The sequence below is a fragment of the Wolbachia endosymbiont (group A) of Cephus spinipes genome, from assembly GCF_964026895.1.
Taxonomy (GTDB): domain Bacteria; phylum Pseudomonadota; class Alphaproteobacteria; order Rickettsiales; family Anaplasmataceae; genus Wolbachia; species Wolbachia pipientis.
On the sequence record NZ_OZ034713.1, the window covers coordinates 56,808 to 83,749 of the forward strand.

A 26,942-nucleotide genomic window follows, 5' to 3' on the forward strand; every position below is an offset into this window, starting at 1 on the left:
AACATTTGCATTGCTCCTAATTAGATGTTTTCTATTGTGTTATCGCGAGCAATTATTTTTTCTTCACCTGTATCCATATTTTTTACTTTAACAGTATTGTTGTTTAACTCATCATTCCCAAAGATCAATACAATTTTAGCATTTGCTTGACTTGCTTTCTTCATGCGATTTTTAACTGTTCCACTGTGTTCGTAACTTACATATAAACTATTTCTGCGCAATTCATTTGCAAGTGTTAAAGCATGTTTTTCAGCCTCTCTACCGATTGGAATTAGGTAAATAGGTCGCTCTTCTTTCGGAGAATAATTGATTAACTCCATTATGCGCTCAATACCCCCTGCAAATCCTATTGCTGGAGTGTGTTTTCCACCTACTGAAGATACTAAATTATCGTATCTTCCACCGGCAAAAACTGCCCCTTGTGCACCTAAATCCTCTGTAACAAACTCAAACACTGTGTGGCAATAATAATCCAAACCTCGAACTAGTTTATTGTTTACGGTATAAGGTATATCAAGAATTGTTAATCCATTTAGTATTTGTTCAAAGAAATCTGAGGACTCTTTCGTATAATAATTGCTGATTTTAGGCGCATCAGAGATTATTAATCTATCTTTCTCATCCTTAGAATCTAGTATTCTGAGTGGATTTTTGATCAACCTATTTTTGCTATCTTCTGATAGATCATTTTGATACTTTGTAAAGTATAAGATCAAAGCTTCTCTATACTTAGTTATTGTCTCACCATCACCTAAAGAGTTGATTTCCAGCTTTACATTTTTATTGATGCCAAATTCAGTTAGTAAGTGCTGAGCGAGTGATATCAATTCAACATCGGCTTTTGGATCTTCTATGCCAAAAACCTCAAAATTTATCTGATGAAATTGCCTTTGTCTTCCCTTTTGCGGTCTTTCATAGCGAAATGCAGGCCCTGTTGAAAATAATTTTATCGGCGTTTGCAGTTTTTTTTCAATTAATAGCCTGACAATCGCTGCAGTGAACTCAGGACGTAAAGTTATGCTCTTTCCCCCTTTATCATTGAAGCTATACATCTCTTTAGTGATGATATCTGAGCTATCACCTAAAGTTTTTGTAAAAACCTCCGTGTACTCAAATATTGGAGTTTGGGCGGGCAAAAAGCCGTATAGACTTGAGATTCTATTTGCTGTTTGCTGAATGTATTTAAACTTATACCACTCATCAAATAGAAGGTCTTTCGTTCCTCTAACTGTTTGATTAGTCATAGTGTGGTCTCTATACCTGCAACCTCTGGTATGTGGTAGCTCAGCATATTCTGCACTCCTTGCTTTAAAGTAATTGCAGCACTTGGGCATCCAGAGCAAGCTCCTTGTAATTCAACATAAACTATTCCATCTTTATAGCCACGAAATTTGATATCGCCACCATCTTGAGCAACTGCAGGTTTGATATAACTTTCCATCAATTCTTTTATTCTATTTACAATTTCTATATCACTTTCATCAAAAAATTCCTCATTTGGTATGTTATTATCATTCACTCCTTCTTTATTTAGCGCTTTTCCACCTGAAGTAAAGTGATCCATGATTGTAGTTAAAATTTCTACTTTTAATGTATCCCAATTAATTTCACCCAATTTTGTTACTGAAATAAAATCATGACCAAAAAACACTCTTACCACATGTTCTATTTGAAAAAGATTTGCTGCTAGTTTAGAATTTTTTATCTCATTTGCATTTGAAAAATCAGCCGTTTCTCCTTCGTTTAGAATTGCAAATCCAGGGAGAAATTTCAGTGTGTTTGGATTAGGTGTTTCTTCAATCTGAATGAACATGTTATTTACCATGACGATTATAATTGTTACTATTTAATCATAAAATGATAAAAAAATATACATGTCATTCATCTTTTTCCTTTTTTTGATATTCATAGTAGTTACATTTGTCTTGCCTAGCGTTGTTATATTTTTTCTTTTCCTGACAAAAAAAAATAATATGAGTTTCATGATGAACTCTATATTGAGTAAGTTTTTGAACGAATTTAGTAGCAGTAGAAGTTATACTGAAAATTACACTGGTGATAACATGTCCAAGGATGAAGCATTAAAGATACTGGGGCTGAATCCTGAGGCAAGTCAAAATGAAATCAATAAAGCATATCAAAATTTAATGAAATTAGTTCACCCAGATAAGGGAGGCTCGGAATATTTTGCGCAAAAGCTAAATGCGGCACGTGATAAATTGTTAAAAAAGTGATCTTAAAAAAAGTTTTCGTTTAACGAATTTCTTCCTTTGCTTTTTCTAAATACTCCAATATTGCTTCATGTAGTGCAGTCCATGTTATCTGTTCTTCCAGGGAAGGTATAAATTCTTGTCTCCAAGCATTCTTAAACTCCTGAAACCACTGTTTTTCAAAACCCTGAAATTCTAAAGAAATATCTACTTTAAAGCTATCAATTAAACTGGAAACTTCTGCAGCTTTAGAGCTATCTAGTGATTTTAAAGATAACACTCCACTCTTTAAAATCTCTAACTCTTCCAATACATTAAGCTTAAATGGTTTATAGAGTGAAGACCATATGCGATATCTTAAATAAGAATCATAGTATAACTTAATTTTGTACATTAAAGTGGTAGATGCATCAGGAGAAATGTTATTCTCATATTGTGCAAGAGAAGATAATAAATTCTCATAATCTACTTTGCTTAAACATGGTTGTAGAGTCGATTTAATTTTTTCACTAAAGGTTAGATAACTAGAAGAAATGCCATGACTATATTCACTAAAGAATTCAGGAAATATATCTGCTTGTTCTAGTTTAAGAGGTAGATCTTTTCTAATTTCTCTTGGTAAATTATGTATTGAAAACTGATAAATAACCCATACAAAATTCTCATCAAACTCATCTGAGTAATCAGCATTATTATCAGGAAAAATTACATTACCTTTCTTATCATTCCAAGGTTCTATCTTATAGAAAAATCTGTTCAGCCTTTGTTTTAATTTCAAAATACCTTCATTTCTATCACCTGCTTTATACAATGTTTTGCCCATTTTGTGTTTAGCATCTTTAGGGTTTATTCTGTCACTTATGTGCAATCCAATTTCATTTTTCTCTAATAACTCCCAATCAAACAATTTGTGTGGATCTGGTTTACGCATTGTATAGCCAAGCTCTGGATCATACACTATAGTTCCTATTTCAGAATGACTAAATATCATATCCCTTTTAATTTTAAAACGCTCCATAAGGTATAAAATCAGCTCTTTAACAGATCTCATTTGCTCTTCCGGAAAAGGCTCAAGTCCTGTGTTTACAATTTCAATACCTACAGAATAGTTGTTAAGCTTCCGTAACTCTTCAAGCTTACTATCTACCTTAACTCTTGCATAACTAATACCAGCATGCCATGCTTCTTTCTCTAATGGAACCATTAAGGTGATGCTGCCATCCCTATCGACAATAAAATGAACTGACAATCCTCTAGCATTCAGCGTATCTTTTGTACCTTTTAGTGTTGATGTTTCAGTATGGTGAACTATAACCATTAACACTTTTTTACCTGCCCTATCACCATAATTTAAAGCTGAAGCTGGATCTAAAAATAACAAATCCTGATCTTTCAATAATGGTAATTTTTCTTGTAAATCTTGAAAATCATTCTCGATATTGCTTGAACTGGATACTTGCCCAGATATGAGAAATGCTGAGACAGTAATCAGTAAAACTAATAAATATTTGTTGACTTTAGATAGTTGGATTTTCATACCATCTTCATAAACACTTTGTAGATAATTTTTCATTATATAGTTAGAATAGGGTTGTTGAATAAATTTACAAGACAAAATCATACTAGTCTGGTAGTAGTAACATGTTCAGAGATGGAGCATTTAAAGTGCTAGGAATAGATTCTGGAGCGAACCAAAATGAAATCAATAAAGCAATCAAAATTTAATGAAATTAGTTCACCCAGATAAAGGAGGCTCGGAATATTTTGCACAAAAATTAAACGCAGCACGTGACAGGTTGCTGAAGAGGTAATTAATATTGCTTTAAAGTTTTTATTTGTGCGTAAAGGATAAGTTGCTACAATAAAAAAATAAGATAAAAGTAGCAATGGACATGTGTTCAGAAAGGTTTAAGTTATGCAGGAAGATAACAAAAAAGAAACAATAAAAGAAGAAAAAGGCATATTAGGATGGATAGAATATAGATTGCCTATATTTTCTTTTCTAAGACACACTGCTTCTTACCAAGTGCCAAAAAACTTAAATTATGCTTGGAACTTTGGCTCTTTGGCTGGTATAGCGCTGATTTTACAAATAATAACAGGTATATTTCTTGCTATGCACTACACTCCGCATGTTGATTATGCGTTTAATAGTGTAGAGCGCATAATGCGGGATGTGAATTACGGGTGGTTAATACGCTACACTCACGCTGTTGGAGCATCGCTCTTCTTTATGGTAGTCTATGTTCATATAATGCGTGGATTATATTACGGATCTTATAAAAGACCGAGAGAGATGGTGTGGTTTATTGGAATATTTATATTTTTTGCAATGATGGCAACTGCCTTTATGGGATATGTATTGCCTTGGGGACAAATGAGTTTCTGGGGTGCAACAGTTATAACCAACTTATTTTCTGCTATACCTTTAATTGGCAATAAAATAGTTATATGGTTATGGGGTGGTTTTTCAGTGGATAACCCAACACTTAACCGTTTTTTCGCTCTGCATTATCTTCTGCCTTTTGTTATTATTGCTTTAGCTATGCTTCATGTGATAGCTCTGCATAGGTTTGGCTCTGGTAACCCAAGTGGAGTGGAGGTAAAATCAGATAAGGATACCATCCCTCTCTATCCTTATTATATAGTCAAGGATTGCATAACTTTTGGTCTGTTTTTTGTAGTTTTGTTCGCATTTGTTTTCTATGCTCCCAATTATCTTGGGCATCCAGACAATTATATAGAAGCTGATTCTATGGTCACTCCGGTACATATAGTGCCAGAGTGGTATTTTTTACCTTTTTATGCAATGCTACGTTCAATTCCAGATAAACTTACTGGTGTGCTTACCATGTTTGCGTCTATTTTAGTGTGGTTTTTGTTACCTTGGCTTGATAAATCAAAAGTTAAAAGTGGTGCTTATCGCCCGGTGTTTAAGAAATTTTTTTGGGTTTTTGCAATAAATTTTGTACTTCTTGCCTGGCTTGGAGGACAAGAGGTAAAAGAGCCTTACATCACTATGAGTAGGCTATCTACTCTTTATTACTTTGCATACTTTGTGATAGTTTTACCACTGCTTAGTAAGTATGAAAAGCCAAAAGAACCACCAAAAACCTTAAGTGATTCTGTGCCGGAGATGAGGTGATGTCAATTCAAAGCAGATCTCTTACAAAATTCTCTGTCATCCCAGAGCTCTCTTCTGTCATCCCAGAGCCCTCTTTTGTCATCCCAGTACTTGACACTGGGATCCAGAAAAAAAATAAATGGATTCCAGCATCATGTACACAATTGTATGAACGTTGTATACAACACACAGTGTCATTCCACTATCTTCCGTTGTCATCCCAGTGCTTGACACTGGGATCCAGGTATAAAAATACTTACAAATCATGCAATGGACAACAGATTCTAGGAGTGCATGATAACCATAATGTCAGTGATGAAATAAGCTGGATTCCAGTGTCAGCTACTTGCATGACATCAATTCGAAATTTACTAAAACAGTGGTTATGCATGGGATCTAATGTATTTGCAATCTTCTGCATGTTATTTCTATCTAGTCTTATATCTGCAGAAGAATTTAAATCATCACCAAATAAGAAAATAGACTGGAAATTTGATGGAATTGTCGGATCTTTCGATAGAGAGTCAATTCAGCGTGGCTATAAAGTGTATAAAGAAGTCTGTGCTGCTTGTCATTCAATGAATAGGGTAGCATTTCGTAATTTGCAAGATGTCGGTTTTTCTGAAGAAGATGTAAAACAAATAGCAGCTTCTTATCAAGTTAAAGATGGTCCGAATGATTTGGGTGAAATGTTTGACAGACCTGGAGTACCTTCGGATTATTTTATTGCGCCTTTTGATACAAAAGAAGCAGCTGCAGCAAGCAACAATGGTGCAGTCCCACCAGACTTATCATTAATTATTAAAGCAAGGCATGATGGTGCAAATTATGTCTATTCATTGTTAACAGGCTATCAAAACGGCGAACACGATGAAAATGATTTATATTTTAATTCGTATTTTCCAACAGGCAGATTAGCTATGGCGCCACCACTTTCTGAAGGAATGGTGGAATATGATGGTGCAAGGCAAGCCACAGTTGAAAATATGGCGTATGATGTGATAAATTTTTTACAATGGGCAGCAGAGCCAGAATTAGAGCGCCGGCATAAACTTGGATTAAAAGTAGTGGCGTATTTTATAATTTTAACAGTGTTTTTTGTATTAACTAACAACAAAGTTTGGAGCAAGCTCTATAAAAAGAAGTGATAGTCAATTTTGCCTCAAGCACAATGGTTGTCATCCAAGTAGCTAACACTGGTTCCTTTATGACGGTGTCATCCGAGTAGCTGACACTGGGATGGCTTTGTCGCATCGTACCTTATACGGTAATAATTTACGATAAATTCATGTAGCCATTTCGAATTTAGCCATACCAATGTCAGTAAATTTATTAAGCAAATAGCACTTAATGAGCAGTTCTTTTTCACGATTTATAGCTCTTTTCATAGAAGTCCGGATGTGATAAGGATAGATAATGATAAGGAGGTTGAATGCCAGCAGCATATAGTTATGATTTAAGAAAAAAAGCAATGGAGGCGCTAGACGAAGGAGAAAGCAGAGAAGCAGTGGCAGCAAGATTTAAGATTGGACGAACTACTTTATGGGAGTGGCAGCACTGTAGGCTTGACCATAAATTATGTTAAGATAGAAAATGACTATTTTAGATAGAGCTTGATGTAATGCAGTGCGATACAAAATAACGGTAGAATATAATGGTAGTAGTTTCTCTGGTTGGCAAAAACAGCAACACTCTGCTAACTCAATCCAGGAGAAGATAGAAAATGCTATATTTAATTTTAGTGGTGAGAAAATTGCCTTGTACTGTGGTGGAAGGACCGATGCTGGGGTTCATGCTTTAGGACAAGTTGCTCATTTTGATATGGAAAAGAAATGTGAGCTTTATAGAATAAGAAACGCAATAAATTATCATTTAAAATCAATTCCTATAGTTGTGCTTAATGCAGAAGTTGTAGATGATGCGTTTCACGCACGGTTTTCAGCAAAAAAAAGATATTACGAATACAGAATAGTTAATCGCTATGCTCCTGCCGCTCTGGAGACGGGTTATGTATGGCAAGTGTTTAACCCACTTGATGTAAATATTATGCGTGAAGCTGCTAAACATCTACTTGGAAAACATGACCTTTCAAGTTTTCGTTCAAAAGATTGTCACGCCGCAAATCCGATAAGAACAATTGATGATATCGATATAGTACAAAACGGGAATCATATACACATCAAAATATCTGCTATTTCCTTTTTACATAACCAAGTGAGGATTATTGCGGGTACTTTAGTTGAATTTGGAAAAAATAGAACCAATCCGCAAGAAATGCTACATATATTAAGCCAATGCAAAAGAAGTGCTGCTGGGGTTACCGCGCCGCCTTTTGGCTTGTATTTGGTAAAGATAGATTACTAATTTAATAAAAAGTAACGTTCTTAGTGAAATAAGTGTCATACCGCCGCAGTATCTCCAGATCTCGCTAACAAGCAGCGAGATGACGAGTTTAAGTTCTCATTGGCATCACTACATATAATACATTTGAATCATCTTCATCAGTGATAATTGTAGCACTATTACCATCGGCTAAGCTAAACTTACATTTATTTTTTATGCAAGATAGAACATCAAGCAAATAACGCGAGTTGAACCCTATTTCTATAGGGGCTTCATTGTAGTCCACTTCTATGGATTCAGTTGCATCACTGCACTCTTGGGAGTTTGAATGCAGAGTTAGCAGCTTTTCTTGTAGTGAGAATTTAATGGATTTTACTTTATCAGATACAACAACGGAAACTCGATCTATAACATCTGAAAGTTTTTTACTTTCAATAATCATATGCTTATCTTGAGATGCTGGAATAACTGCTTTATAATTTGGAAAAGTTCCATCTATTAATTTTGATATTAGAATATATTCACCGCATGTAAACTTGATTTTTCTGTCTGAGAGTTTTACTTTAATTTCATTACAATCGTCCAATATTTTTAACAACTCCATAACAGTTTTACGTGGAATGATCACACCGAATTCGCCATTGATATTTCCAGGCTTTGGCCTCTTTATACACGATAAACGATGGCCATCAGTTGCAACACAGTACAGAAACTGCTCATCTGTATGTAGATATATTCCATTTAAATTATACCTTGTATCATCTAGTGATACAGCAAATTTTGTTTTGGTTAATAAGTCTATCAGGTCCGTATTGAGTAGAGTAAAATCATATTTATAATTGTCTTCTTCAAGAGCAGGAAAACTGCTTGAAACTACATTCGGTAAAGAAAAGTTTGCATTTCCGCAAGACATCAATAATTTTCCTTGGTTGTTTACTTCAAAATTGACATCCAAATCAGCGGGTAACTTCTTCACTATGTCATGTAAAGTATGCGCTGAAATTTTTACTTCTCCTTCTGTTAATACGGTTGCAGCAAGTGAGGCAAACATTGAAATGTCAAGATCAGTTGCCATTAATTTTATGCTGCCATGTTGTGCTTTGATATTTATACATGCCAAAACATCTATTGCATTACGCCTTTCGACCACTCCACTTACTCTGGATAATGTATTTAAAAGACTTGTGCGGCTCACGCTAAAACGCATCTGCTCGCACACAGAATTTTGCTTTTTGATTTCTGTGTCTACACCTGCAACCTCTGACATTACTAACTCTCAAAAATATATTTTAAATGATATCCGCATTCCATATAAAGTAAAGTGCTATTCATTGAAAGAGTAGTCTATTTTATACTATAGCTGGGTATTCTGTTACAATAATTTACTTTGTATGGCATGAATCATGCATTTTTTGATACGCTTTTTGAAACCCAAGTAGGGAATAAGTATCATCAATGGTCACTGTTTTTGTTTTCCCATTCACTACCATTGATAATCCCTGCTTCATTTTTAGAATGAGATCTTGATCTATTTTTGTATGCTCTGCCCACGCAAAACTTCCCTGTATTATAGGCAGTGTATATTTAATTTTTTTGTCGATATTGAGAGCTACAGGCTCCTTATCATACTGAAAACCAGAGGTAACGCTTACCTCATCTGCTTTTTTATCAACATAACTAACCATTACATATGGCTTTCGGTTGGTTGTATAATGTTCGCTTTTTTTTTTAGGATAGGATACAATATAACATACCTTCTCTCCATCTTCCAATGCAGTATACACGAGCCAATCTTTATATTTTTCCTTCAATTGCACATCACTAACTGATGCAAAAGCGCCTATTGAAAAAAATATTAGAAATATAAAAAAACTACGCATGCAAACCAAATTTCAAACTTTCTGATTGTATATATTGTTTTACCTTAGCCATCGCCTGCTCAGCCAACTGCCTTATTCTTTCTCTTGAAACACAATATTTTTTACTAAGTTCATCCAGAGTTTGAGTGTTTTCAGACAAATATCTACTGATAAAAATGTCTCTCGCCCTTTCGTTGAGACTTGCTAGTGCATTGTTTAAAATTGTTTCTTTTAATTCTTTCTCTTCATGATTTTGGTAAGTTACTTCTTGACTGACCAAGTTACATGGGATCATATCTTGTAGCTCCCTTTTAGAGTCATCACCTATTTTTATGCAATCGTTTAGCGACTGATCCTTACAAGCCAAACGGTAATTCATCTGTATAATGTCTCCTTCGGATACAGAAAGCTCATTAGATATTGCTTTTATTTCTTCATTATTTAAAGTTTCTCTGTTTGTATACTGTAAAATTCTTTTTTTTATTTTACGTAAACTAAAAAATAATCTTCTTTGTGCTTGCGTTGTGCCTATTTTCACAAATGACCAAGATTTCAATATAAAGTCTTTTATTGAAGCTTCAATCCACCACACTGCATAAGTTGAAAAACGAAACCCTAAATCAGGATTAAACTTTTTTACTGCATGCATTAAACCCATATTCCCTTCCATGACCAGGTCCATCAACAATAGTCCATAATTTTTGAATTTCATTGCAATTTTCACTACCAAATTCAAATGGCTGGTAATCAATTTATGAGCAGAAGAAATATCCTTGTATTGGTTCCAATTTTTTGCTAGTTGTACTTCTTCCTCTTGAGACAGCATGGGAAATTTTCGCACCCTAGCAATATATTGCATGAGATTGGTTCTGCTATCGACACATAAGCTTGCCATTGGGGTCAACATAACAACTTAAATTAAAACTTCATGCATATAATATATTGATTTTCCAGCAAAAATTCAAGCTTTGATTTGAAAAAAGTACAAATTTTCCATCTAATTTCTTGGAGACAGTAGGCCGCAGTGTTAGCTAATTGGATAACATTATGTAACTTTAGATGATATTCTACCAGTACAATGGTAAACGTTATAGCTTAAACACATAGCAAATAGTGTTATTCCAGTGCCTTGACACTGGAATCCACATTTCTTTTTTCTAGATCCCAGTGTCATGCTACTTGGATGACAAGAAAAAACCCACTGGGATAACAAGACTGAGATAGACTAGAAATTAAACGCTACTCCAGCTTCTGCACCAACAGTGCTGTAAAGAACTTTGAGTTCCCCCTTGTCTTTGCTTGCTGCAGCAGTATCTTTATCAAAATGAGCACCAAAAGAACCGAAATAACGAGCTCCAGCGTAGAGTTTGATTTCTGGAGTTATGTCATAGCTGACACCAGCTCTTGCTTGACCAGCAAAAGCAAATTTACCATTTTGACTACTCACAGCGGTTGCCAAAGGTGTGCTAATATACGCTGCACCAACACCAACACCAACATATGGAGTGATAGGCATATCTTCAATTGCTATATCGTAATAAACGTTAACTAATCCTGAAAATGCTGTTAAACTGTCTGCAATTGCTGGAGTAGGAGCTACATCAAGTGTATCCTTGCTTAGCTGCGAATAAAGCCCTTCAACATCAACTCTGATGTCGTCCATTTTGTAACCAAATGCACCACCACCAGCCATAAAAGAAGCTTTATAAAGGTCAGTAGTTGTATCAGTATCCGCAGTCTTCTTTTTAGCACCTGTAGCACCATCAACTTTTGTGAAAAGAGGTAAAATTTCACCGTTGTATTGCAAACGAACGTAGTAGCTAGTTTCTTCATCACTTATTGGACCAACAGGATCTGAAAAAGCAGAGTTTGATAAACTTAGCAACGTTGCTAAAGCGGCTGCTGAAAAAAACTTTTTATAATGCATAATTGTCCTCGTAAAAAAAATTAAAATTCCACTTTAGCAGTCTAAGTAACAACTAAAGTTAAGTCAAGTGCTAACTTAATAACACAAAATATTCTACATTTTAACTAATTTTTAGGAGAAGACAAAGATTTTATTAATGAATAAATACGACTTTTGATTTTTTGGTATAGCTAACACAGGTAAGATTTACTATCGAAAGACCTCGTCATCTCGCTGCTTGTTAGCGGATGAGAAATCCACAACTGTACGAACATTGCAATTTGGGCCTACCAGGAGGGCAATGCCTCTTATCCAAGTACCCTCTTCTTGTCATCCAAGTAGCATGACACTGGGATGGCTTTGTTGCATCACACTTTATGAGATGGTGATTTATGGTAAATTCATGTAACTATCTCAAATTTAGCCATACCAATATCAGTGAATTTATTAAGCAAATAGCATTTGATTAGCAGTTCTTTTTCTCGATTTATCTCAGATTTATTCCTCAAACTAAATCCGAATATTTGCTTTAATCTTGAGAAAAACCCTTCAATATAAGATCTTTTCCCATAATTTACTTCTTTTTTCCATTCTTTCATGCCATCTTCACCGTATAATTTTATTAACCTAATAGCAGCATTCCTGTCAGACATATAATCTATTTCTGGATGTTCTGCCGCATTGTTTATTGGTGGAATTTTTGTCTTTATATCATATTCGTTACACAACTTATAAAACTTGTGCCTATCACATGCTCTATCTGCATATAGTGCTTTTATGGCATGCTGAAAATCAACTTCTTTTAGCAAATCACAAGCTCCATAGTGATCAGAGTAGACACCGTTACTGTATTTTACAGCTATGGCTTTTTTGTTGTTTATATTCAACATTACGTGCAATTTTCTCGTTTGCTCATAGCCACGATATTTTCTGTCAGTGCTATTTTCCTTGCTGTGACCAGGAGTGTTGTTGTATATACTAATTCCTGTACTGTCTATAGCAATTTCGATATCTTCCATATTATTTTCTGCAATCATTTATCTTAATATTAAGTTTCTTAAACCTTCTTGATGCTTGTGAATAGCTGATAACTGCCAAATCTCTTCCTATTTGTTGCAAATACCCTTTTATAAACCCGACTGTTTGTCTTAAACCAATTCTAAAGAAACTGACGATTATATGCACCAAAATCACAACTTTATCACTATAAATATAGTTGCCGCCCTGCATTTTTGGACAATTCTCGTACCAATTTTCTATGGCGTCATTGATATAACAAAAAATGCTTCCTCTTTCTTGGAGAAATTTGTTATATTCATGGCAGTTACTGACTCTCATTTTTTGTGGCATATTTTTTCTTCAACAGTTAAATGGCTATTTATAATGAATTTTGTCAGTAACTGCCAGTTCTTTTCACTTGAGCGATGCAACAAAGCCATTCCAGACTGGGATGACACCCTACTGATGGGCCCAAATCACAATGTTCGTACAGTTGTGGGTCAGGCTATAGGATGACAGAAATTGACTTTATTAGCTATAGGTGGTATGACACTCAGTCAATTTAAGTAAGCAGATGATCTTAGCTACAAAAGTATTTTTTACCTCATTTGTTTTTGGGTTTATTCTTTTTCCCTATTTTATAAAGCTTCTAAAAAAAATAAGCAAAGATGGGCAACCAATTAGATCATGTGGACCAGAAAGTCATTTAATAACAAAAAAGAATGTACCACCTATGGGCGGAATAATAATACTGACTTCTTCTTTATTACCAATTTTACTCTGGGTTCAGTTAACACCAGAAATTTTGCTGCTGATATTGATAACTCTATTTTTTGCTCTACTTGGATTTATTGATGATTATTTAAAATTGAAGACAAATCACTATCGAGGTTTAAGTGCAAAAACCAAAATACTTATTCAGTTTATTGTTGCTCTGGTTGGTGTGTTTATACTTAAGCTATACTCTGCTGAATGTTTTACAAAAACGTCCCTATTTAAAGGAGTAATAATAGATTTTGGCTATCTATATGTTCCGTTTGCTGCGTTTGTAATTGTCGGCTCTTCTAATGCTGTGAATCTCACAGATGGTTTGGATGGCCTTGCTGCAACTCAAGTCATCACTTCCTTTGCTTTTTTGGGGCTAATTGCATATATAACTCAAGCAGATATGAATATTACTTTATTCTGCATTGCATTTATAGGAGCTATTCTAAGTTTCTTGTGGTTTAACACACATCCAGCAAAAATATTTATGGGTGATGTTGGTAGCTTGTCGGTAGGCGCAGCCTTAGGGTTAACTAGTGTCCTAATTAAAAGAGAAATGCTTTTTGCCGTTATTGGAATAATTTTTGTAATAGAGACTCTATCTGTTATTATTCAGATATCATATTTTAAATATACAAAGTTTAAATATGGAGAAGGAAAAAGAGTTTTCCTTATGGCACCAATGCATCATCACTTTGAAAAGAAGGGATGGTCAGAAAATGTAATCGTTATGAAATTTTGGATAATTTCTATTATCTGTTCAGTTTTTACTATAACTTTCTTATTATAAAAACCTATGAAATACCCAGACTTTACATTAGAAAATAAATTATCAGGAGTGATAGCAGGAGTGGATGAAGTTGGAAGAGGTCCGCTAGCTGGTCCAGTAATATCCGCAGCCGTAGTGTTTATTGATAGAAATACAATTATTGATGGAATCAACGACTCGAAAAAGTTGACTCCTCAATGTAGGCAAGTCCTATATGAAAAAATAATATCCGTTGCAAAATTTGGTATAGGAATGGCAAGCGTAGAAGAAATAAATTCATACAATATCTTGCAAGCAACAAAACTTTCAATGAAACGTGCGTTGATAGACTTGGACCTAGAATTAGATTATGTGCTAGTTGATGGTAATCAACCACCTGAAGTGAAATGGCAAGTGAAATCCATAGTAAATGGTGATAATTTGAGTACATCAATTGCAGCAGCTTCAATCGTTGCAAAAGTTACGAGAGATCGGCTTATGCAAGAATTGCACAATAAGCATCCTGAATATAATTGGTATAAAAATAAAGGATATGGGACAAAAGAGCACCTTAACGCTATTGGCCTTTATGGAATTACAGAACATCATAGAAAAAATTTTGCACCCATATCTCGGGCATTATAGCCTTTACCCTTTTTTGAAAGGTATGGTTTCATTAAATAGGCAAACTGTACTCGATCCATTCCTTAAGGTAAACACTGAACTTACCCTTTCGATTATCAGGTAGTTATCAACTGTACGGAAATTTACTAAAGACTCATATCCTGCAGAATCAACCATAAAAACTGCCGGAAAATCAGAGTTTATTTTATTGAATTGTAGATATGTAAATTTTCCGTCATCAAAAACCTTAATTGGTATTATTGACTGACTACCTTTGACGTGCGAGATGGAATAATTAAAATTTAATCCCTTCTTTACAACTTCAATATCATTGATATCAGGAATAATGGTATGACTAGCTTGTTCGAAGATATCACCGTTATTTGTTGTGTAAATCTCATCACTGCTAAATAGTGGATAAAGAAACCTTACTTCATATGCTAATCTTGGATCATCTAGTCCAGTTGCTTCTTCAGCATGAAGTTCAAAGTAATAAACTCTTTTATTGGTAATTATAGTTGCATTAGTATCAGCAATATCATCTATGGGCTTAATAAACAATCTGTTACCTTGAGGAAGAAGTTGCCAACCAGTTGAATCACCCATTGAAAGGTTTTGTATTATCTCCCCTGGTTCAAACAATATACTGGACTGATAACCATAAAAACCCGTATACTTATGTATAGCCTGTGGGTTATAATTTATTACCTTTATGTGATTATCTCCAGCTATTGAACGTGGCTCCTGTTTTGCAAGTGCATCACTACCACAGAGGAACAATAGTACGGCAAACAGTAAACCAATCATAATATCAAAATGAATTAATCTTCATTTTATCATTAATAGACATGCACTGCAACTGTTAAGGCACTTTCTATACTATAAACCCCAAAGCAAGCGGTAGAAAAGGCAAGAAATAAGGTAAACTCCTTAAATACTTTAGAACTACAGGAGGCTTCACCTGAACGGGTACACTTGGAATCCTGCCATTTTCACTTCGTAAACATACCAAGAATTCTGTCCATTATTCCACCCATGTTTGCTTCAGCTTGAGTATACTCTATTTTACCACCATGCAAGATTAGTTTAATATCTGATCCAGGTGATATATTAACAAATTTACTGCCAACAACTCCACTGCTAGTGATCAGAGCTGAACTATCAATTGGCAATTTTATGTCTTTGCTTATACACATATCGATTCGTGCTACGTAGGTAGCTTTGTCAAGTGATACACCAGTTATGCTTCCAACATCTACACCAGAGATCTTGACACTATCACCAACTCCTATACCGTTAGCGTTAGCAAAAAGACCATATATTTTATAGCAATCCTTATAGTTTTTCTTTATGTAAGATAGCTTATCAATAGCAAAGAAAATCAGAAAAATAGTAAAAATTAATACAAATAATCCAGCGGTTATTTCAAGTATATTTGACCTTCGCATCTTTAGTTATCAGGACTCCAGCTTTTATAGTAATTTTTCACTTTTTGGTTTGGATAGTATGCATCTTTTGTACCCGTTAAATTAGGAGTATGTTTTACTTTTCTTTTTTTATTATTAACTGGTACTACATTATCAGTATAGTGAAGCCATATATGCCATTCCGGAGGCACTGTTGTAGGCTCAGAAACACTGCTATACATAACCCACCTTTTTCCTTTACTTGATTCATAGTAAGAATTTCCATTTTCATCTCTTCCTACAAATTTATCTTCTCTTCGTAATAGGCGTTTTATTGCATTACAAATTTTAGATAACATAAGGGTATTAAAACAAAAAGTATTATATATACTAATACTTTAACGATATATTAACAACAATTTAATGCAATTACCAATCTTACAAGTTATTATCCCAATAATTGCATCAATGTTTTGCTTTCTTGCCAAGAAACACAAGGTATCTTGGTTTATTTCTTTTATTGCAACAACAATCACTCTTATCATTTCATCAATACTACTCATTAAAACATATAAAGGTGAAATTATAACTTATCACCTTGGAAATTGGGCTCCTCCGTATGGAATAGAGTTAAGAATCGACGTGTTAAATTCCTTAATTCTAACCCTAGTGAATTTTATAGCGCTGATTAGTGTGCTTTATAGCTTTTATATTAACGAAAAAGAGATTAGCAAAAACAAAATCACTGGTTTTTACTCTCTATTTCTACTGTGCTTAAGCGGACTGCTCGGGATTCTAGTAACAAACGACATATTTAACCTTTACGTTTTCTTGGAAATTTCATCTCTTTCTTCTTATGTATTAGTTTCAATGGGAAGGGATAAAAAAGCCTTGGTTGCAGCATTTGAATGTCTAATTAGTGGAACAATAGGTGCAACATTTTATTTATTTGGCATCGGGCTCTTGTATTCAATGACTGGAACGCTCAATATGTCTGACATGGCTGAAAGAATAGTTCCATTATACGATAACAACATCATAAAACTTGGCACGTTGTTCATTTTTGTTGGTCTCTCAATCAAAATGGCACTGTTTCCATTAAGCAGGTGGCTGGTTAATGCATATAGTGAGGCGCCAAGTTTCATTAGCATATTCTTTTCAGGCACAGTGACAAAAGTGATGATATATGTTTTCATCAGAATCTTTTATACTGTTTTTCATCAAAATTTTTTCTTGTTTAAGCCGCTACTGGACAATGTGATAATTATCCTCGCACTTTGCGCTATTGTATTTGGGTCGATATTTGCAATAACCGCAAAAGACATAAAAAGACTGCTTGCTCACTCTAGTATTAGCCAAATTGGTTATATAATTTTAGCACTGAGTTTTAACTCAAAAACAGGTGTATTTGCAGCAATTCTTCACATAGTAAACCACAGCATAATAAAAACATCTTTATTTATGGCTGCAGGATGTATTTCTTACAAATTTGATACAACAAAAATAGAGAATTTATCGGGACTCAAGAAATCAATGCCTTATACAGCACTTGCGTTCACTCTATTCAGTTTAGCATTAATCGGTATGCCTTTAACAAATGGCTTTATAAGCAAGTGGTATATAATGAAAGCAATTATCGAATCTCATGCGTGGATTTCCCTTGTAACATTTGCTGCTGGCTCTTTCCTTGCATTGATATATATGTGGAAGATGGTAGAGAAAATGTATTTTGAAAATGATGCAACGTCACGCACTGGAATGACACCGGACAAAATTAATGATGTGCCATTTCCTATGCTTTTCTGTCTATTGTTTATGGCAGCTTTAACAGTAGTAACTGGAATATATAGTACTTCAATTCGGTTAGTAGTTGAGAAGTTGGTTTTTTGATTTTTATCTTTGTTTCATATTTTACTATACTTTAAGGTTATAAGGTCTTTATTGTGGATAGGCTGAAGAAGATTCATTGGTTGTTAGTCATTAACGTGATAGCGCTGTTTTGCGTTGGCATTGTTGTTCAATACTCTTCTGCTGGAGGAAAGTGGGTGCCATTTGCGATTCACCAACTGGTCATATTCTCCTTCTTTTTCCTATTCGCTATAGCTATGTCATTCATAGAGCTAGATTTTTACTTGAAGTACGCCTACTTTTTTTATATAGCAGCAGCGATTTCGCTATTAGCAGTAAATTTTTTTGGCTCACACATAATGGGTGCAACAAGGTGGATAAGAATTGGATCAATTAGTTTGCAGCCATCAGAATTTGCAAAAGTAGGCTTAATACTTGCGCTTGCTCGCTATTTTGATAAGCAGAGTGTATATAAAATGATGGAATTTAAAATATTGCTTAAGGCACTTATAATTATTTTCTTACCCGTGTTCTTGGTGTTAAAGCAACCTAATTTAGGCACAGCTGTGATAATGTTATTTATAGGGATATCAATTATATTCACAGCAATAATAAAAAGATCTCATTCGGTAATATGTGGAACGCTTGGCATTTTTGCAGTACCGGCTATTTGGCCTTTTTTACGTCCTTATCACAAGCAAAGGATATTGTCGTTTTTGGATTCATCAGTGGATCCACTTGGGATAGGTTATAATGCGCAGCAATCTCAGATAGCTATTGGTTCAGGAGGTTTGCTTGGTAAGGGCTTTGTTAACGGAAGTCAAACTCAACTTGGATTTTTGCCGGAAAAGCGTACAGATTTTGCTTTTGCAGTGCTGAGTGAGGAGTGGGGCTTTTTAGGTAGCATGGCTTTAATTTTGCTTTATACCTCATTACTTGGCATAATTTTCTCTATCGCTTATAGGTCGAAAAATTATTTTTCTAAGTCGTTATCTATCGGCATTTTCGCCTTTTTTAGCGCTCATTTTTTTATAAACATCGGAATGACAATGGGCCTCTTACCTGTGATAGGCGACCCATTGCCATTTCTTTCCTATGGAGGAAGTACAACTGCTGCAAGCTTGATATGCATAGGATTATTGCTGGCAATAAAAGCAGATGAACAACAAAATGCTTGTATTTTACCTATGCTAAAGTAAAATTAAACTTTACTTAATAGTTTTTATGCTAGATGAAATGCGTGAGGAGTGTGGGGTATTTGGCATAAGTTGCAACCAAAGTGCTGCTTTTAACTCTATACTTGCTCTCCACGCTTTGCAGCATAGAGGTCAAGAGTCTTTTGGCGTAGCAACCAGTAACAACGATAAGCTGCACTCTTATCACTTTCAAGGTCAAGTGAGCAGCGTATTTGATGATATAGATGAAATAAAGAAATCCTTACCTGGAGATTGTGCAATAGGTCATGTTCGATACTCAACAAGTGGTAGTAAATTTGGAGTGCAGCCCATGTTTGGCAAAAGTGGCAAATTTGGGGATTTTGCCATAGCACATAATGGTAATTTAATTAATATTTCTCCGATACGCAAACAATTAATTAAACAAGAGTGCGTTTTTCAGTCAGATATTGATACAGAAGTAGTAGTGCATCTGACAGCAAGCGGTGAAAAAGATAGCTTCTTAGAGAGTTTTATATATGCATTAAAGCAAATACAAGGTGCTTATTCTTTTGTGGCAATCAATCAAGAAGTAGTTATTGGAGTACGTGATCCGTCTGGAATCAGGCCTCTTGTTTTAGGAAAGTTAAACGGTTCTTACGTTCTTGCATCTGAAACTTGTGCTCTTGATATAGTAAATGCAGAGTTTGTTAGAGAAATAGAACCAGGTGAGTTAGTCACCATTGATCGAAATGGTAATCTAGCTTCAGCATTTCCTTTCCCACAGCAAAAATCAAGTTTTTGTATTTTTGAATACGTTTATTTTTCAAGACCAGATAGCATAATGGAGAATAGGTCCATATATGATATAAGAAAAGAAATAGGAAAAATACTTGCAGAAGAGAGCCCACCAAAAAACAATGTAGATATGGTTGTACCAATACCTGATTCTGGAATACCTGCAGCTATTGGATATGCAAAGCATTCAGGATTACCTATGGAACTGGGAATAATTCGTAATCATTACATAGGAAGAACTTTTATACAACCAACCGCTGAAGTACGTAAAGTTAGAATAAAATTAAAATTCAATGCTAATAAGCACACTTTGAAAGGTAAAAACATAATTTTAATAGATGATAGTATAGTGCGTGGTAGTACGTTAACAAATATAATAGTTATGCTAAAGGATGCAGGAGTAAAAGAGATTCACCTCAAAATTTCAAGCCCACCAATTAAGCATCCTTGTTTTTATGGAATAGATACACCAGAGTGCAAAGATTTAATTGCTGCAAATAAATCTGTAGAGGAAATTAAGGAAGTTATAGGAGTAGATAGCCTAGCCTTCTTGAGTATTGATGGACTATATCAGGCTGTTAAAGGAGAGGTGCGTAACAATGCTACACCACAATATTGTGATGCTTGTTTCACTGGTGATTATCCGATTGGCAAATAATCTACGTAAGATCACTGGAGCTCAGATCTTAAACCGCCAAAATTTCTCTTGGCCTTTACTAATTCCGATTCTCGGGGTGCAAATATAATCTGGTTTGAGGTGAGATTCATAAACACAAAATTTGTGGCTTATAGTAAGGTCCTGTTTGTTATGTTCTTTTGTAATATTTAATCTTTTACACAATATTCCTGGCCCACCTAAATTTGCTTCAAGCGGTTCAATGAGCTTTAATCCTCGTATTAACACTGCTGCTGGGAATCCTTCTGCTTCTGTTACAATATTTAGACAATAGTACATCCCATATATAAAATATACGTACGAAAATCCCGGCATACCAAACATTACTGAAGTTCGATTAGTATAGCCTCTTGCCGCGTGACAAGCTGGGTCATTCATTCCTATATAGGCTTCAACTTCGGTTATTACTCCACTAAAGTTAGAAAATTTAAGGACTTTTCCCAATAACTCTCCAGCTACAGTTAAGGTCGGCCGCTCGTAGAAATTTCTTGGTAGTATTATGTTGCTCATTATAAGAGTATAAGTTACTTGCAGGTGCAAGCAACTTATACTAATTATTACTTTTGTTTTTTCTTACTTACTCATTTGAGCAGCAGGAGCTTGATGCTTTTGTGTTGTGCTCTCTGTTACATCTGTTGAAAGTTGCTCCAAGATTTTACTTCTTCAGAACTTTGTTGTAATTGTGTTTGTGGCAATTGTGATGCTAATGCTTCATGTAAAGGCTTTGCTTCATATTGCCTTCCCACTTTTACTTCTTGGTTTGCACGTAACTGTTCTTCAGTTACGCCATTACCCTCGATGGGCTTTATAGTACCATCATCACTAATGAGGATTTTAATTTTGCATTCTTGTCCATCAACATACCACTTTAGAGCCATTTGATATGATCCATTAGCCACTTCATAAATTCTTGCCCCATCCTTATCAATTTGGCAACGTACCCCCCTTGTTTTTTGGTCAGGTAGTAGCAACGTAACTGTCTTTACATCGTACTTTTTGCACATATTACCACTTAGAATATCATGCAAGTTTACTTCTTTTATATAATCGTTCAGCGCAATTCTTATGACAGGCTTAACACTGTTATCTATATTTTTAGTTTCTCTTAATTTTATAAGCTTTGCATCAATATTTTTAGATATCTCTTCTTCAATTTGTTTAGCAGCTTTGCCTACAATTTCCCGACCATGATATTTGGTCTACTCAGCAGTATATCTATACATACCATCGCTATTCTTATGAACATGAGGTTTCACTATTACTTTATTAGTAGTATTCGTAGAAGGGTTGTTCTGATCTACAAAGAACCTCTTCCATGTTTCTTCATCATCAAGAGTGACGTACCTACATTTATCCTTATTCGGTATTGACCCAGATACGCTACCAGCAGCAATATTTTGATCAACAATCAAAGATACAGTTTCATTACTATCTAACATATATGCCTCCATTATCCTTAATACACAAATGTCAACATACGAGCATTATCTCAATTAGTCAATATAAATTATGACGTTTAATGTTGAAAGCTCAAATACTCCTTTGCTTGATCGGTTAGAACGCGCCCTCTTGGTGTGCGCTTTACAAAACTAATTTTGATTAAATAAGGTTCTACTGTTTCTTCAATATTGCCAACATCTTCGGATAGCGCAATAGATATGGTGTCAATTCCAACAGGGCCTGAAGTGTTGAATAAAAATCTTAGATAATTCATATCAAGTTTATTGAGTCCCATTTTATCTACACCTAATTTTAGTAATACAGAATCAGCGACTTCATAAGTGATTTTTTTATCATCTTTCACTTCAACAAAATCCCTTATTCTTCTGAGTAACCTCAAAGCAATTCTTGGAGTACCGCGCGCACGGCAGGCAATTTCCCGTGCAGCACCCTCTTCAATTTCAGCAGAAAGAACTCTTGCGCCTCTTTTTATAATATCGACTAGCTCCTCAAAAGAATAAAACTCAAGATGCAAAGGAATGCCAAAACGATCTCTGAGTGGCGCAGAAAGTAATCCAAGCCGTGTAGTTGCTCCAATTAGCGTAAATGGTGGTAGATCTATCCTTAAAGTGCGAGTAGATGGACCTTCACCTACTAATATGTCCAAGCAAAAATCTTCCATAGCAGTATATAAAACTTCTTCGATGCTGCGATTTAATCTATGGATTTCGTCGATAAATAGGACATCTTTTGCATTTAAAGTGGTAAGCACTGCGGCCAAATCTCCAGCTTTACTGAGCAATGGACCAGAAGTTGCGCGGAAGCTGACCCTTAATTCTTTAGAGACAATTTGTGCTAAAGTTGTTTTGCCAAGTCCTGGAGGACCGTATAATAAGACGTGATCTAAGGCTTCAGTTCTCGTCTGTGCAGCGTTTATAAACACTTTTAAATTTTGTATTAAGTCTTTTTGCCCGACAAAATCATCAAGTTGCTCAGGCCTGATGTTGATATTGCGCACATCTTCAGTATATTCTTTACCGCACGATATTGATTTCATAGTATTGAAAGCTCCTTAAGCGCTATGCGAATAATATCCTTAGTGTCCAGATTTGACGATTTGTCTTGTATTTTCTTTATCGTATCATAAGCTTTCACTTTTTCATATCCAAGATTGATCAATGCTGAAAGGGCATCTTCATTAATTGGATTAAAGTTATTGTTATTTATTTCTAGTTTACTCACTTTGCCACTCAATTCAGTGATGATTCGATTTATGAGTTTCAGGCCAAGTCCACTCATCTTGAGTGCTACTTTATCCTCATTCATAATTGCCAAAAATAGCTGTTCTGGAGTTAATTTACTCAAAATTGACATTGCAGTTTTATAGCTAACGCCGCTTACTTTGACAAGCAACCTCAAGCACTGCTGTTCTTCTTCGCTTATAAAACCATATAGCTGAGTAGTGTTTTCTCTGTTATTTGCATAGGTTTCGATAAGTAATTTGATTCTACTTCCAATTGCACAAGCACTTAAAGTTTTGGCTGAAAGATACACCATATAGCCAACATCATTCACATTCAGGATTATGTGATCACTGCGCACTTCATCAACTATTCCGCTTAGATTTCCTATCATTTTTAACACTATATAGAGTTCAGTTTAAATACTCCCGGATCTTAGGTCAAGCAAACGAACATTATAACAGGGAAACGTGGCTAAAAAACCACTTGACAAACTCCGCCAGCCCCCTTATCATAAACACTGAAGCTATTTATTTATCTTCTCTGTACAGATTAAATGACAAAAAAACTCACGTATCTGGCGTATCATGTTTAATTTTTTGCACTATGTGCACCTTATGTCTTATAAAATTTCTACCTACATAAGCTGAAACGCGCTTATAAAGCGTTTAAAACATAAAAAAACGCCAACTTAAAAAATGGATAGTGAATAACTAGCTACCCTAGGGTTTCTTTTGCCTTTTTTTCTGTTTAGTAAATTTCTTAACGTTTATAATTTAGATTAGTTGCGGTTTAAAAGTAGCTGAATCGCGGTTATTAAGTGTTTAGAATAAAAAAACGCCATACTTGAAAGTATAATGTAAGTAATTAGCCAATCATGGGGCTTTTTTTGCCTTTTTTTTCGTTTGGTAAATTTCTTAATGTTTATAGCTAAACGACAACCGTCATCCCGCTGCTTGTTAGCGGGATCTATGCTAAGAGATACCGCGGATGAATCGCGCGGTATGACGGTTCGTGGTGGCATCTCGTCATCCCGCTACGTGTTAGCGGCTAAGAGATACCGCGGCGGTATGACGTCTTAGCCATAGATTACCTGATCTCACCATCTTTCCGGTTGTTTTATACATAATTCTCGGATTTTGAAAGTTCACTTTGAATAAATTGCTCATATTCTTTATCCTCTAGTTCTTCAAAAATCTCAGGATAATGTTTACTGGAACGAGTAATTATTGAAATTAGCTCTTGCTTTGTTTTTCTTAGTAAAACCTTTCAAAGAGAGTCTGTTCATCTGGGCGCGCAGACGATCGATACTCCTTTCTATCAAGTGCAACCAAAGCAAAACCTGTTGCAGCCATATGCTTACATGGACCATAATACACAAATGCAGGACAGGAACATGTTCCACTCAAAAGAGGACCATCGTGCTTTAGTGTTACTCGATATACATTTGATCCAACTACCTTTGATTTAGCTTGAGATTCATTAACAGATATAATCTGTACCTTTCTTTTGTCAAAATAATCCCTTCCTCTGGAGCGGTAGGGTTCTTTGATAAGACCTGTGATATCTTTATAATACAGTCTCATTTTTACCTCCTTTAAAACCCTCAATTTTCTAATATATCCTTTCTTCCATAAAAATTTATTAACTCACCACAACTTTTATATGGCCCTGCGGACAATTTTATAGTGCTATAGCTAACTCAAGAAAGGTTTCCCTACGTCATACCGCGATTCATTCCATAACTGTATGAACATTCATTTTTGAAGGTAAATTGCACAGCAAATGGTGTCATGAAAGTAGCTGACACTGGAATCCAGCCTTGCCGTAATCTCATCAAGAACGTTGTGTTTTAACATAAAACGGCTACTTTTATACTTACCAACTTAATAAAATTCCTGGATCCCAGTGGGCTTTGTTGCATCGCTACTTATGAAAGGCTAACTATAATTAGGATTATAAGCAACCTATTGAAAATCTTGTTTTTTTGCAATCAATCTGATCAAATTTAAGAATAGTAATTTATTATTTATATTAATAAATTTAATTCTATTGAAAATAGCTAAAGCATTGAAATTCTTGAATTTTAGCCGGATTAGTGAGTGGTAGTGAAATTTCTTTTACTCAAATTTAGGTATTCACTGACCGTTCTTGTTATAAATACCAGAATAATAAGCTACTGATATTCTCCACCTTTTTTATCTTTAATCCATTATAGCTAGCGATGCAACAAAGCCATCCCAGTGCTTGACACTGGGATGACAAGAAGAGGGTACTTGGATAAGAGGCATTGCCCTCCTGGTAGGCCCAAATTGCAATGTCCGTACAGTTATGGATTCATTCGCGGTATAGATTCCGCTAATGAGTAGCGGAATGACGAATTTGTTGTTTTTCAAATTGTAGGTAAACCTAAGCCACTTTAGCTATATATAATAGAATTTCGCTTTCTACTATCTTTCCAGTTGTTTTATACATAATTCTCGAATTTTGAAAATTTGCTCCATATCTAATTTCTCACTTGTATAAAATTTGTTTTCTTACTTCGAGACCTAATCTACCACAACTTTTATATGGCGTTTCTTTCCTGCAGATAATTTTATAAATGGCTGATCTTTAAAGCTTTCGAAATTTATTACATGATCAATATTGTTTACAACATTATCATTAATCTTGCATCCGTTGCCCTGTATTAAACGCTTTGCAGCGCCTTTTGAAGGTTCAAAACCGGTGTCATGTAGTAGGTCTACTAAGGATATGCCGCTTGCAACTTGTTCTTTTTTTATGATGTAATCAGGAAGTAGTGAGCTATCTTCATTCTCAAAAGCAGAAATTGCAGCAAATTGTGCAAGTTCCGCTTCTTTGTCACCATGACATATTTTTGTCACTTCTGTTGCCAAGACCTTTTTTGCTTCATTTATTTCTTGATCCTTTAAAGACTCTAATTTTCTAATCTCATCAATTGGCACATCAGTGAGCAATCTTAAAAAACGTCCAACATCTTGATCATCAACGTTGCGAAAATATTGCCAGTAGTCGTAAGGCTTTAGCATATTATCATCAAGCCACACTGCTCCACTTTCAGTTTTGCCCATTTTTTTTCCTTGTGCATTTAATAAAAGAGGCATGGTAAGGCCAAATAGCTCAGGTAAATTCAACTTTTTTCCAAGTTCAATTCCGTTTACTATATTTCCCCACTGGTCTGACCCTCCAATCTGCAGACGACAATCATATTTTTTGTTTAATTCAATAAAGTCGTAAGCTTGCAATAGCATGTAATTAAATTCCAGAAAGCTTAAGGTTTGCTCTCTATCCAGCCTGGTTTTCACACTATCAAAACTTAGCATACGATTTACAGAAAAATAAGCTCCTATATCACGCAAAAAATCTATGTATTTTATGTTATCCAACCAATCTGCGTTATTTACTATCATTGCACCAGTCTTGCTGTCATTAAAAGACACCATTTTCTCTAATATTCTCCTTATACTGGATGTATTTTGATTGATGTTCTCTACAGGCAAGATGCTTCTTGCTTTATCTTTGAAGGATGGGTCACCAATTTTTGTTGTGCCACCTCCAAGTAAGACTATCGGCTTATAACCAAATTTTTGTAGGTGACAGAGCATCATAATCTGAATTAGGTGACCAGCATGAAGACTTGGTGCTGTGCAATCAAACCCAATGTATGCAACTATATAATTGCTCTGCAATAATAATTGATCTAGTCCTTCAATGTTTGTGCATTGGTATAGGTACCCTCTTTCTTGGATGAAATTTAAAAATTCAGATGCGTGTTTCATT

General features: G+C 35.0%; 28 protein-coding genes and 1 pseudogene. 10 read left to right on the plus strand and 19 right to left on the minus strand.

Annotation, left to right across the window (positions count from 1 at the left end; translation table 11 throughout):
* Nucleotides 1-20: 20 nt before the first annotated feature.
* Nucleotides 21-1,244, minus strand: coding sequence for a histidine--tRNA ligase (hisS, locus tag AAGD59_RS00270; protein WP_015589368.1), 1,224 nt, complete (start codon nt 1,242-1,244; stop codon nt 21-23).
* A complete protein-coding gene (locus AAGD59_RS00275; RefSeq protein WP_015589367.1) occupies nt 1,241-1,813 on the minus strand; it encodes a NifU family protein in 573 nt (190 codons plus the stop codon). Before AAGD59_RS00275 ends, hisS begins: the two co-directional genes overlap by 4 nt.
* A 169-nt stretch (nt 1,814-1,982) precedes the next feature.
* Between AAGD59_RS00275 and AAGD59_RS00280 the strand changes: the two genes are divergently transcribed.
* On the plus strand, nt 1,983-2,234 hold the full coding sequence (locus tag AAGD59_RS00280; protein WP_223823149.1) for a J domain-containing protein: 252 nt from the start codon (nt 1,983-1,985) through the stop codon (nt 2,232-2,234).
* A gap of 19 nt (nt 2,235-2,253) precedes the next feature.
* Here the strand turns inward: AAGD59_RS00280 and AAGD59_RS00285 are convergent, their stop codons facing one another.
* Nucleotides 2,254-3,783, minus strand: coding sequence for an N-acetylmuramoyl-L-alanine amidase (locus tag AAGD59_RS00285; protein ID WP_223823148.1), 1,530 nt, complete (start codon nt 3,781-3,783; stop codon nt 2,254-2,256).
* Between the two features lie 342 nt (nt 3,784-4,125).
* Between AAGD59_RS00285 and AAGD59_RS00290 the strand changes: the two genes are divergently transcribed.
* The 4 genes and pseudogenes from AAGD59_RS00290 to truA all read left to right on the plus strand — a co-directional run bounded on the left by AAGD59_RS00290 (nt 4,126) and on the right by truA (nt 7,698).
* The gene (locus tag AAGD59_RS00290; protein WP_006280242.1) at nt 4,126-5,355 is read left to right on the plus strand and encodes a cytochrome b; all 1,230 of its coding nucleotides are present in this window, start codon (nt 4,126-4,128) and stop codon (nt 5,353-5,355) included.
* A 368-nt stretch (nt 5,356-5,723) separates the two neighbouring features.
* The gene (locus AAGD59_RS00295) at nt 5,724-6,482 is read left to right on the plus strand and encodes a cytochrome c1 (protein ID WP_010963022.1); all 759 of its coding nucleotides are present in this window, start codon (nt 5,724-5,726) and stop codon (nt 6,480-6,482) included.
* A gap of 284 nt (nt 6,483-6,766) precedes the next feature.
* Nucleotides 6,767-6,889: pseudogene (locus tag AAGD59_RS00300) on the plus strand (IS630 transposase-related protein); the annotation flags it as partial.
* A gap of 71 nt (nt 6,890-6,960) precedes the next feature.
* Nucleotides 6,961-7,698, plus strand: a complete 738-nt coding sequence (gene truA, locus AAGD59_RS00305; RefSeq protein WP_341812926.1) for a tRNA pseudouridine(38-40) synthase TruA — start codon at nt 6,961-6,963, stop codon at nt 7,696-7,698.
* Between the two features lie 88 nt (nt 7,699-7,786).
* Here the strand turns inward: truA and dnaN are convergent, their stop codons facing one another.
* The 6 genes from dnaN to AAGD59_RS00335 form a co-directional block, all read right to left on the minus strand.
* Entirely contained in the window at nt 7,787-8,944 is a 1,158-nt protein-coding gene (gene dnaN, locus AAGD59_RS00310; protein ID WP_041573541.1) for a DNA polymerase III subunit beta, read from the minus strand.
* A 115-nt stretch (nt 8,945-9,059) separates the two neighbouring features.
* The gene (locus tag AAGD59_RS00315; protein ID WP_015589363.1) at nt 9,060-9,557 is read right to left on the minus strand and encodes an invasion associated locus B family protein; all 498 of its coding nucleotides are present in this window, start codon (nt 9,555-9,557) and stop codon (nt 9,060-9,062) included.
* Nucleotides 9,550-10,443: an RNA polymerase factor sigma-32 gene (locus AAGD59_RS00320; RefSeq protein WP_015589362.1), complete on the minus strand. Its 894-nt coding sequence runs from the start codon at nt 10,441-10,443 to the stop codon at nt 9,550-9,552. The genes AAGD59_RS00315 and AAGD59_RS00320 overlap by 8 nt, the downstream gene beginning before the upstream one ends.
* A gap of 318 nt (nt 10,444-10,761) precedes the next feature.
* Nucleotides 10,762-11,463, minus strand: coding sequence for a P44/Msp2 family outer membrane protein (locus tag AAGD59_RS00325; protein ID WP_141457284.1), 702 nt, complete (start codon nt 11,461-11,463; stop codon nt 10,762-10,764).
* Nucleotides 11,464-11,843: 380 nt separating this feature from the next.
* Nucleotides 11,844-12,479 carry a transposase gene (locus AAGD59_RS00330; protein ID WP_265027790.1) on the minus strand — a complete coding sequence of 212 codons (636 nt, stop codon included), beginning with the start codon at nt 12,477-12,479 and terminating at the stop codon, nt 11,844-11,846.
* Nucleotides 12,463-12,792 (minus strand): transposase, encoded by a 330-nt coding sequence (locus AAGD59_RS00335; protein WP_141456678.1) that lies wholly within the window; start codon nt 12,790-12,792, stop codon nt 12,463-12,465. Before AAGD59_RS00335 ends, AAGD59_RS00330 begins: the two co-directional genes overlap by 17 nt.
* A 223-nt stretch (nt 12,793-13,015) precedes the next feature.
* Here AAGD59_RS00335 and mraY point away from each other — a divergent pair, with 223 nt between their 5' ends.
* Nucleotides 13,016-13,996 carry a phospho-N-acetylmuramoyl-pentapeptide-transferase gene (gene mraY, locus AAGD59_RS00340; RefSeq protein ID WP_007548592.1) on the plus strand — a complete coding sequence of 327 codons (981 nt, stop codon included), beginning with the start codon at nt 13,016-13,018 and terminating at the stop codon, nt 13,994-13,996.
* A 6-nt stretch (nt 13,997-14,002) separates the two neighbouring features.
* Nucleotides 14,003-14,599 (plus strand): ribonuclease HII, encoded by a 597-nt coding sequence (locus AAGD59_RS00345; RefSeq protein WP_015589381.1) that lies wholly within the window; start codon nt 14,003-14,005, stop codon nt 14,597-14,599.
* A 3-nt stretch (nt 14,600-14,602) separates the two neighbouring features.
* Here AAGD59_RS00345 and virB9 read toward each other — a convergent pair whose 3' ends face one another.
* The 3 genes from virB9 to AAGD59_RS00360 form a co-directional block, all read right to left on the minus strand.
* Complete coding sequence (gene virB9 / locus AAGD59_RS00350) at nt 14,603-15,385, minus strand: P-type conjugative transfer protein VirB9 (RefSeq protein ID WP_015589382.1); 783 nt, start codon at nt 15,383-15,385, stop codon at nt 14,603-14,605.
* A 185-nt stretch (nt 15,386-15,570) separates the two neighbouring features.
* Complete coding sequence (mlaD, locus tag AAGD59_RS00355; RefSeq protein WP_007548591.1) at nt 15,571-16,026, minus strand: outer membrane lipid asymmetry maintenance protein MlaD; 456 nt, start codon at nt 16,024-16,026, stop codon at nt 15,571-15,573.
* Between the two features lie 2 nt (nt 16,027-16,028).
* On the minus strand, nt 16,029-16,343 hold the full coding sequence (locus AAGD59_RS00360) for an NADH-ubiquinone oxidoreductase subunit NDUFA12 family protein (RefSeq protein WP_007548590.1): 315 nt from the start codon (nt 16,341-16,343) through the stop codon (nt 16,029-16,031).
* A gap of 64 nt (nt 16,344-16,407) precedes the next feature.
* Between AAGD59_RS00360 and AAGD59_RS00365 the strand changes: the two genes are divergently transcribed.
* From AAGD59_RS00365 to purF, 3 genes are read left to right on the plus strand one after another with little or no spacing between them, the layout of a single operon-like run.
* Nucleotides 16,408-17,874, plus strand: a complete 1,467-nt coding sequence (locus AAGD59_RS00365) for a proton-conducting transporter membrane subunit (RefSeq protein WP_015589384.1) — start codon at nt 16,408-16,410, stop codon at nt 17,872-17,874.
* Nucleotides 17,875-17,927: 53 nt separating this feature from the next.
* Entirely contained in the window at nt 17,928-19,031 is a 1,104-nt protein-coding gene (rodA, locus tag AAGD59_RS00370; protein WP_174516924.1) for a rod shape-determining protein RodA, read from the plus strand.
* Between the two features lie 25 nt (nt 19,032-19,056).
* The gene (gene purF, locus AAGD59_RS00375) at nt 19,057-20,442 is read left to right on the plus strand and encodes an amidophosphoribosyltransferase (RefSeq protein WP_341812927.1); all 1,386 of its coding nucleotides are present in this window, start codon (nt 19,057-19,059) and stop codon (nt 20,440-20,442) included.
* A gap of 21 nt (nt 20,443-20,463) precedes the next feature.
* Here the strand turns inward: purF and AAGD59_RS00380 are convergent, their stop codons facing one another.
* The 7 genes from AAGD59_RS00380 to tyrS all read right to left on the minus strand — a co-directional run bounded on the left by AAGD59_RS00380 (nt 20,464) and on the right by tyrS (nt 26,941).
* Nucleotides 20,464-20,970 carry a DNA-3-methyladenine glycosylase gene (locus AAGD59_RS00380; protein WP_141456676.1) on the minus strand — a complete coding sequence of 169 codons (507 nt, stop codon included), beginning with the start codon at nt 20,968-20,970 and terminating at the stop codon, nt 20,464-20,466.
* 116 nt (nt 20,971-21,086) lie between these two features.
* Complete coding sequence (locus AAGD59_RS00385) at nt 21,087-21,464, minus strand: hypothetical protein (RefSeq protein WP_242049553.1); 378 nt, start codon at nt 21,462-21,464, stop codon at nt 21,087-21,089.
* A gap of 195 nt (nt 21,465-21,659) precedes the next feature.
* Nucleotides 21,660-21,899 (minus strand): hypothetical protein, encoded by a 240-nt coding sequence (locus AAGD59_RS00390; RefSeq protein ID WP_265027900.1) that lies wholly within the window; start codon nt 21,897-21,899, stop codon nt 21,660-21,662.
* A gap of 77 nt (nt 21,900-21,976) precedes the next feature.
* On the minus strand, nt 21,977-22,957 hold the full coding sequence (ruvB, locus tag AAGD59_RS00395; RefSeq protein WP_015589389.1) for a Holliday junction branch migration DNA helicase RuvB: 981 nt from the start codon (nt 22,955-22,957) through the stop codon (nt 21,977-21,979).
* A complete protein-coding gene (gene ruvA, locus AAGD59_RS00400) occupies nt 22,954-23,535 on the minus strand; it encodes a Holliday junction branch migration protein RuvA (RefSeq protein WP_141456674.1) in 582 nt (193 codons plus the stop codon). The genes ruvB and ruvA overlap by 4 nt, the downstream gene beginning before the upstream one ends.
* A gap of 862 nt (nt 23,536-24,397) precedes the next feature.
* The gene (locus tag AAGD59_RS00405; RefSeq protein WP_007548583.1) at nt 24,398-24,727 is read right to left on the minus strand and encodes an SWIM zinc finger domain-containing protein; all 330 of its coding nucleotides are present in this window, start codon (nt 24,725-24,727) and stop codon (nt 24,398-24,400) included.
* A gap of 963 nt (nt 24,728-25,690) precedes the next feature.
* Nucleotides 25,691-26,941, minus strand: a complete 1,251-nt coding sequence (gene tyrS / locus AAGD59_RS00410; RefSeq protein WP_007548582.1) for a tyrosine--tRNA ligase — start codon at nt 26,939-26,941, stop codon at nt 25,691-25,693.
* Between the last annotated feature and the right edge of the window lies 1 nt (nt 26,942).

Excerpts from the sequence above, each read along its gene's own strand:
- mlaD (WP_007548591.1), bottom strand. The coding sequence starts at position 16,026 with ATGCGAAGGTCAAATATACTTGAAATAACCGCTGGATTATTTGTATTA.
- AAGD59_RS00390 (WP_265027900.1), bottom strand. The coding sequence starts at position 21,899 with ATGTTAGATAGTAATGAAACTGTATCTTTGATTGTTGATCAAAATATT.
- AAGD59_RS00330 (WP_265027790.1), bottom strand. The coding sequence starts at position 12,479 with ATGATTGCAGAAAATAATATGGAAGATATCGAAATTGCTATAGACAGT.
- AAGD59_RS00320 (WP_015589362.1), bottom strand. The coding sequence starts at position 10,443 with ATGTTGACCCCAATGGCAAGCTTATGTGTCGATAGCAGAACCAATCTC.
- ruvA (WP_141456674.1), bottom strand. The coding sequence starts at position 23,535 with ATGATAGGAAATCTAAGCGGAATAGTTGATGAAGTGCGCAGTGATCAC.
- AAGD59_RS00290 (WP_006280242.1), top strand. The coding sequence starts at position 4,126 with ATGCAGGAAGATAACAAAAAAGAAACAATAAAAGAAGAAAAAGGCATA.
- AAGD59_RS00335 (WP_141456678.1), bottom strand. The coding sequence starts at position 12,792 with ATGCCACAAAAAATGAGAGTCAGTAACTGCCATGAATATAACAAATTT.
- dnaN (WP_041573541.1), bottom strand. The coding sequence starts at position 8,944 with ATGTCAGAGGTTGCAGGTGTAGACACAGAAATCAAAAAGCAAAATTCT.
- mraY (WP_007548592.1), top strand. The coding sequence starts at position 13,016 with ATGATCTTAGCTACAAAAGTATTTTTTACCTCATTTGTTTTTGGGTTT.
- tyrS (WP_007548582.1), bottom strand. The coding sequence starts at position 26,941 with ATGAAACACGCATCTGAATTTTTAAATTTCATCCAAGAAAGAGGGTAC.
- AAGD59_RS00285 (WP_223823148.1), bottom strand. The coding sequence starts at position 3,783 with ATGAAAAATTATCTACAAAGTGTTTATGAAGATGGTATGAAAATCCAA.
- purF (WP_341812927.1), top strand. The coding sequence starts at position 19,057 with ATGCTAGATGAAATGCGTGAGGAGTGTGGGGTATTTGGCATAAGTTGC.
- AAGD59_RS00295 (WP_010963022.1), top strand. The coding sequence starts at position 5,724 with ATGGGATCTAATGTATTTGCAATCTTCTGCATGTTATTTCTATCTAGT.
- AAGD59_RS00325 (WP_141457284.1), bottom strand. The coding sequence starts at position 11,463 with ATGCATTATAAAAAGTTTTTTTCAGCAGCCGCTTTAGCAACGTTGCTA.
- AAGD59_RS00345 (WP_015589381.1), top strand. The coding sequence starts at position 14,003 with ATGAAATACCCAGACTTTACATTAGAAAATAAATTATCAGGAGTGATA.
- AAGD59_RS00380 (WP_141456676.1), bottom strand. The coding sequence starts at position 20,970 with ATGAGCAACATAATACTACCAAGAAATTTCTACGAGCGGCCGACCTTA.
- AAGD59_RS00315 (WP_015589363.1), bottom strand. The coding sequence starts at position 9,557 with ATGCGTAGTTTTTTTATATTTCTAATATTTTTTTCAATAGGCGCTTTT.
- AAGD59_RS00365 (WP_015589384.1), top strand. The coding sequence starts at position 16,408 with ATGCAATTACCAATCTTACAAGTTATTATCCCAATAATTGCATCAATG.
- AAGD59_RS00405 (WP_007548583.1), bottom strand. The coding sequence starts at position 24,727 with ATGAGACTGTATTATAAAGATATCACAGGTCTTATCAAAGAACCCTAC.
- hisS (WP_015589368.1), bottom strand. The coding sequence starts at position 1,244 with ATGACTAATCAAACAGTTAGAGGAACGAAAGACCTTCTATTTGATGAG.
- AAGD59_RS00280 (WP_223823149.1), top strand. The coding sequence starts at position 1,983 with ATGATGAACTCTATATTGAGTAAGTTTTTGAACGAATTTAGTAGCAGT.
- AAGD59_RS00385 (WP_242049553.1), bottom strand. The coding sequence starts at position 21,464 with ATGTGCAAAAAGTACGATGTAAAGACAGTTACGTTGCTACTACCTGAC.
- AAGD59_RS00275 (WP_015589367.1), bottom strand. The coding sequence starts at position 1,813 with ATGTTCATTCAGATTGAAGAAACACCTAATCCAAACACACTGAAATTT.
- virB9 (WP_015589382.1), bottom strand. The coding sequence starts at position 15,385 with ATGATTGGTTTACTGTTTGCCGTACTATTGTTCCTCTGTGGTAGTGAT.
- AAGD59_RS00360 (WP_007548590.1), bottom strand. The coding sequence starts at position 16,343 with ATGTTATCTAAAATTTGTAATGCAATAAAACGCCTATTACGAAGAGAA.
- ruvB (WP_015589389.1), bottom strand. The coding sequence starts at position 22,957 with ATGAAATCAATATCGTGCGGTAAAGAATATACTGAAGATGTGCGCAAT.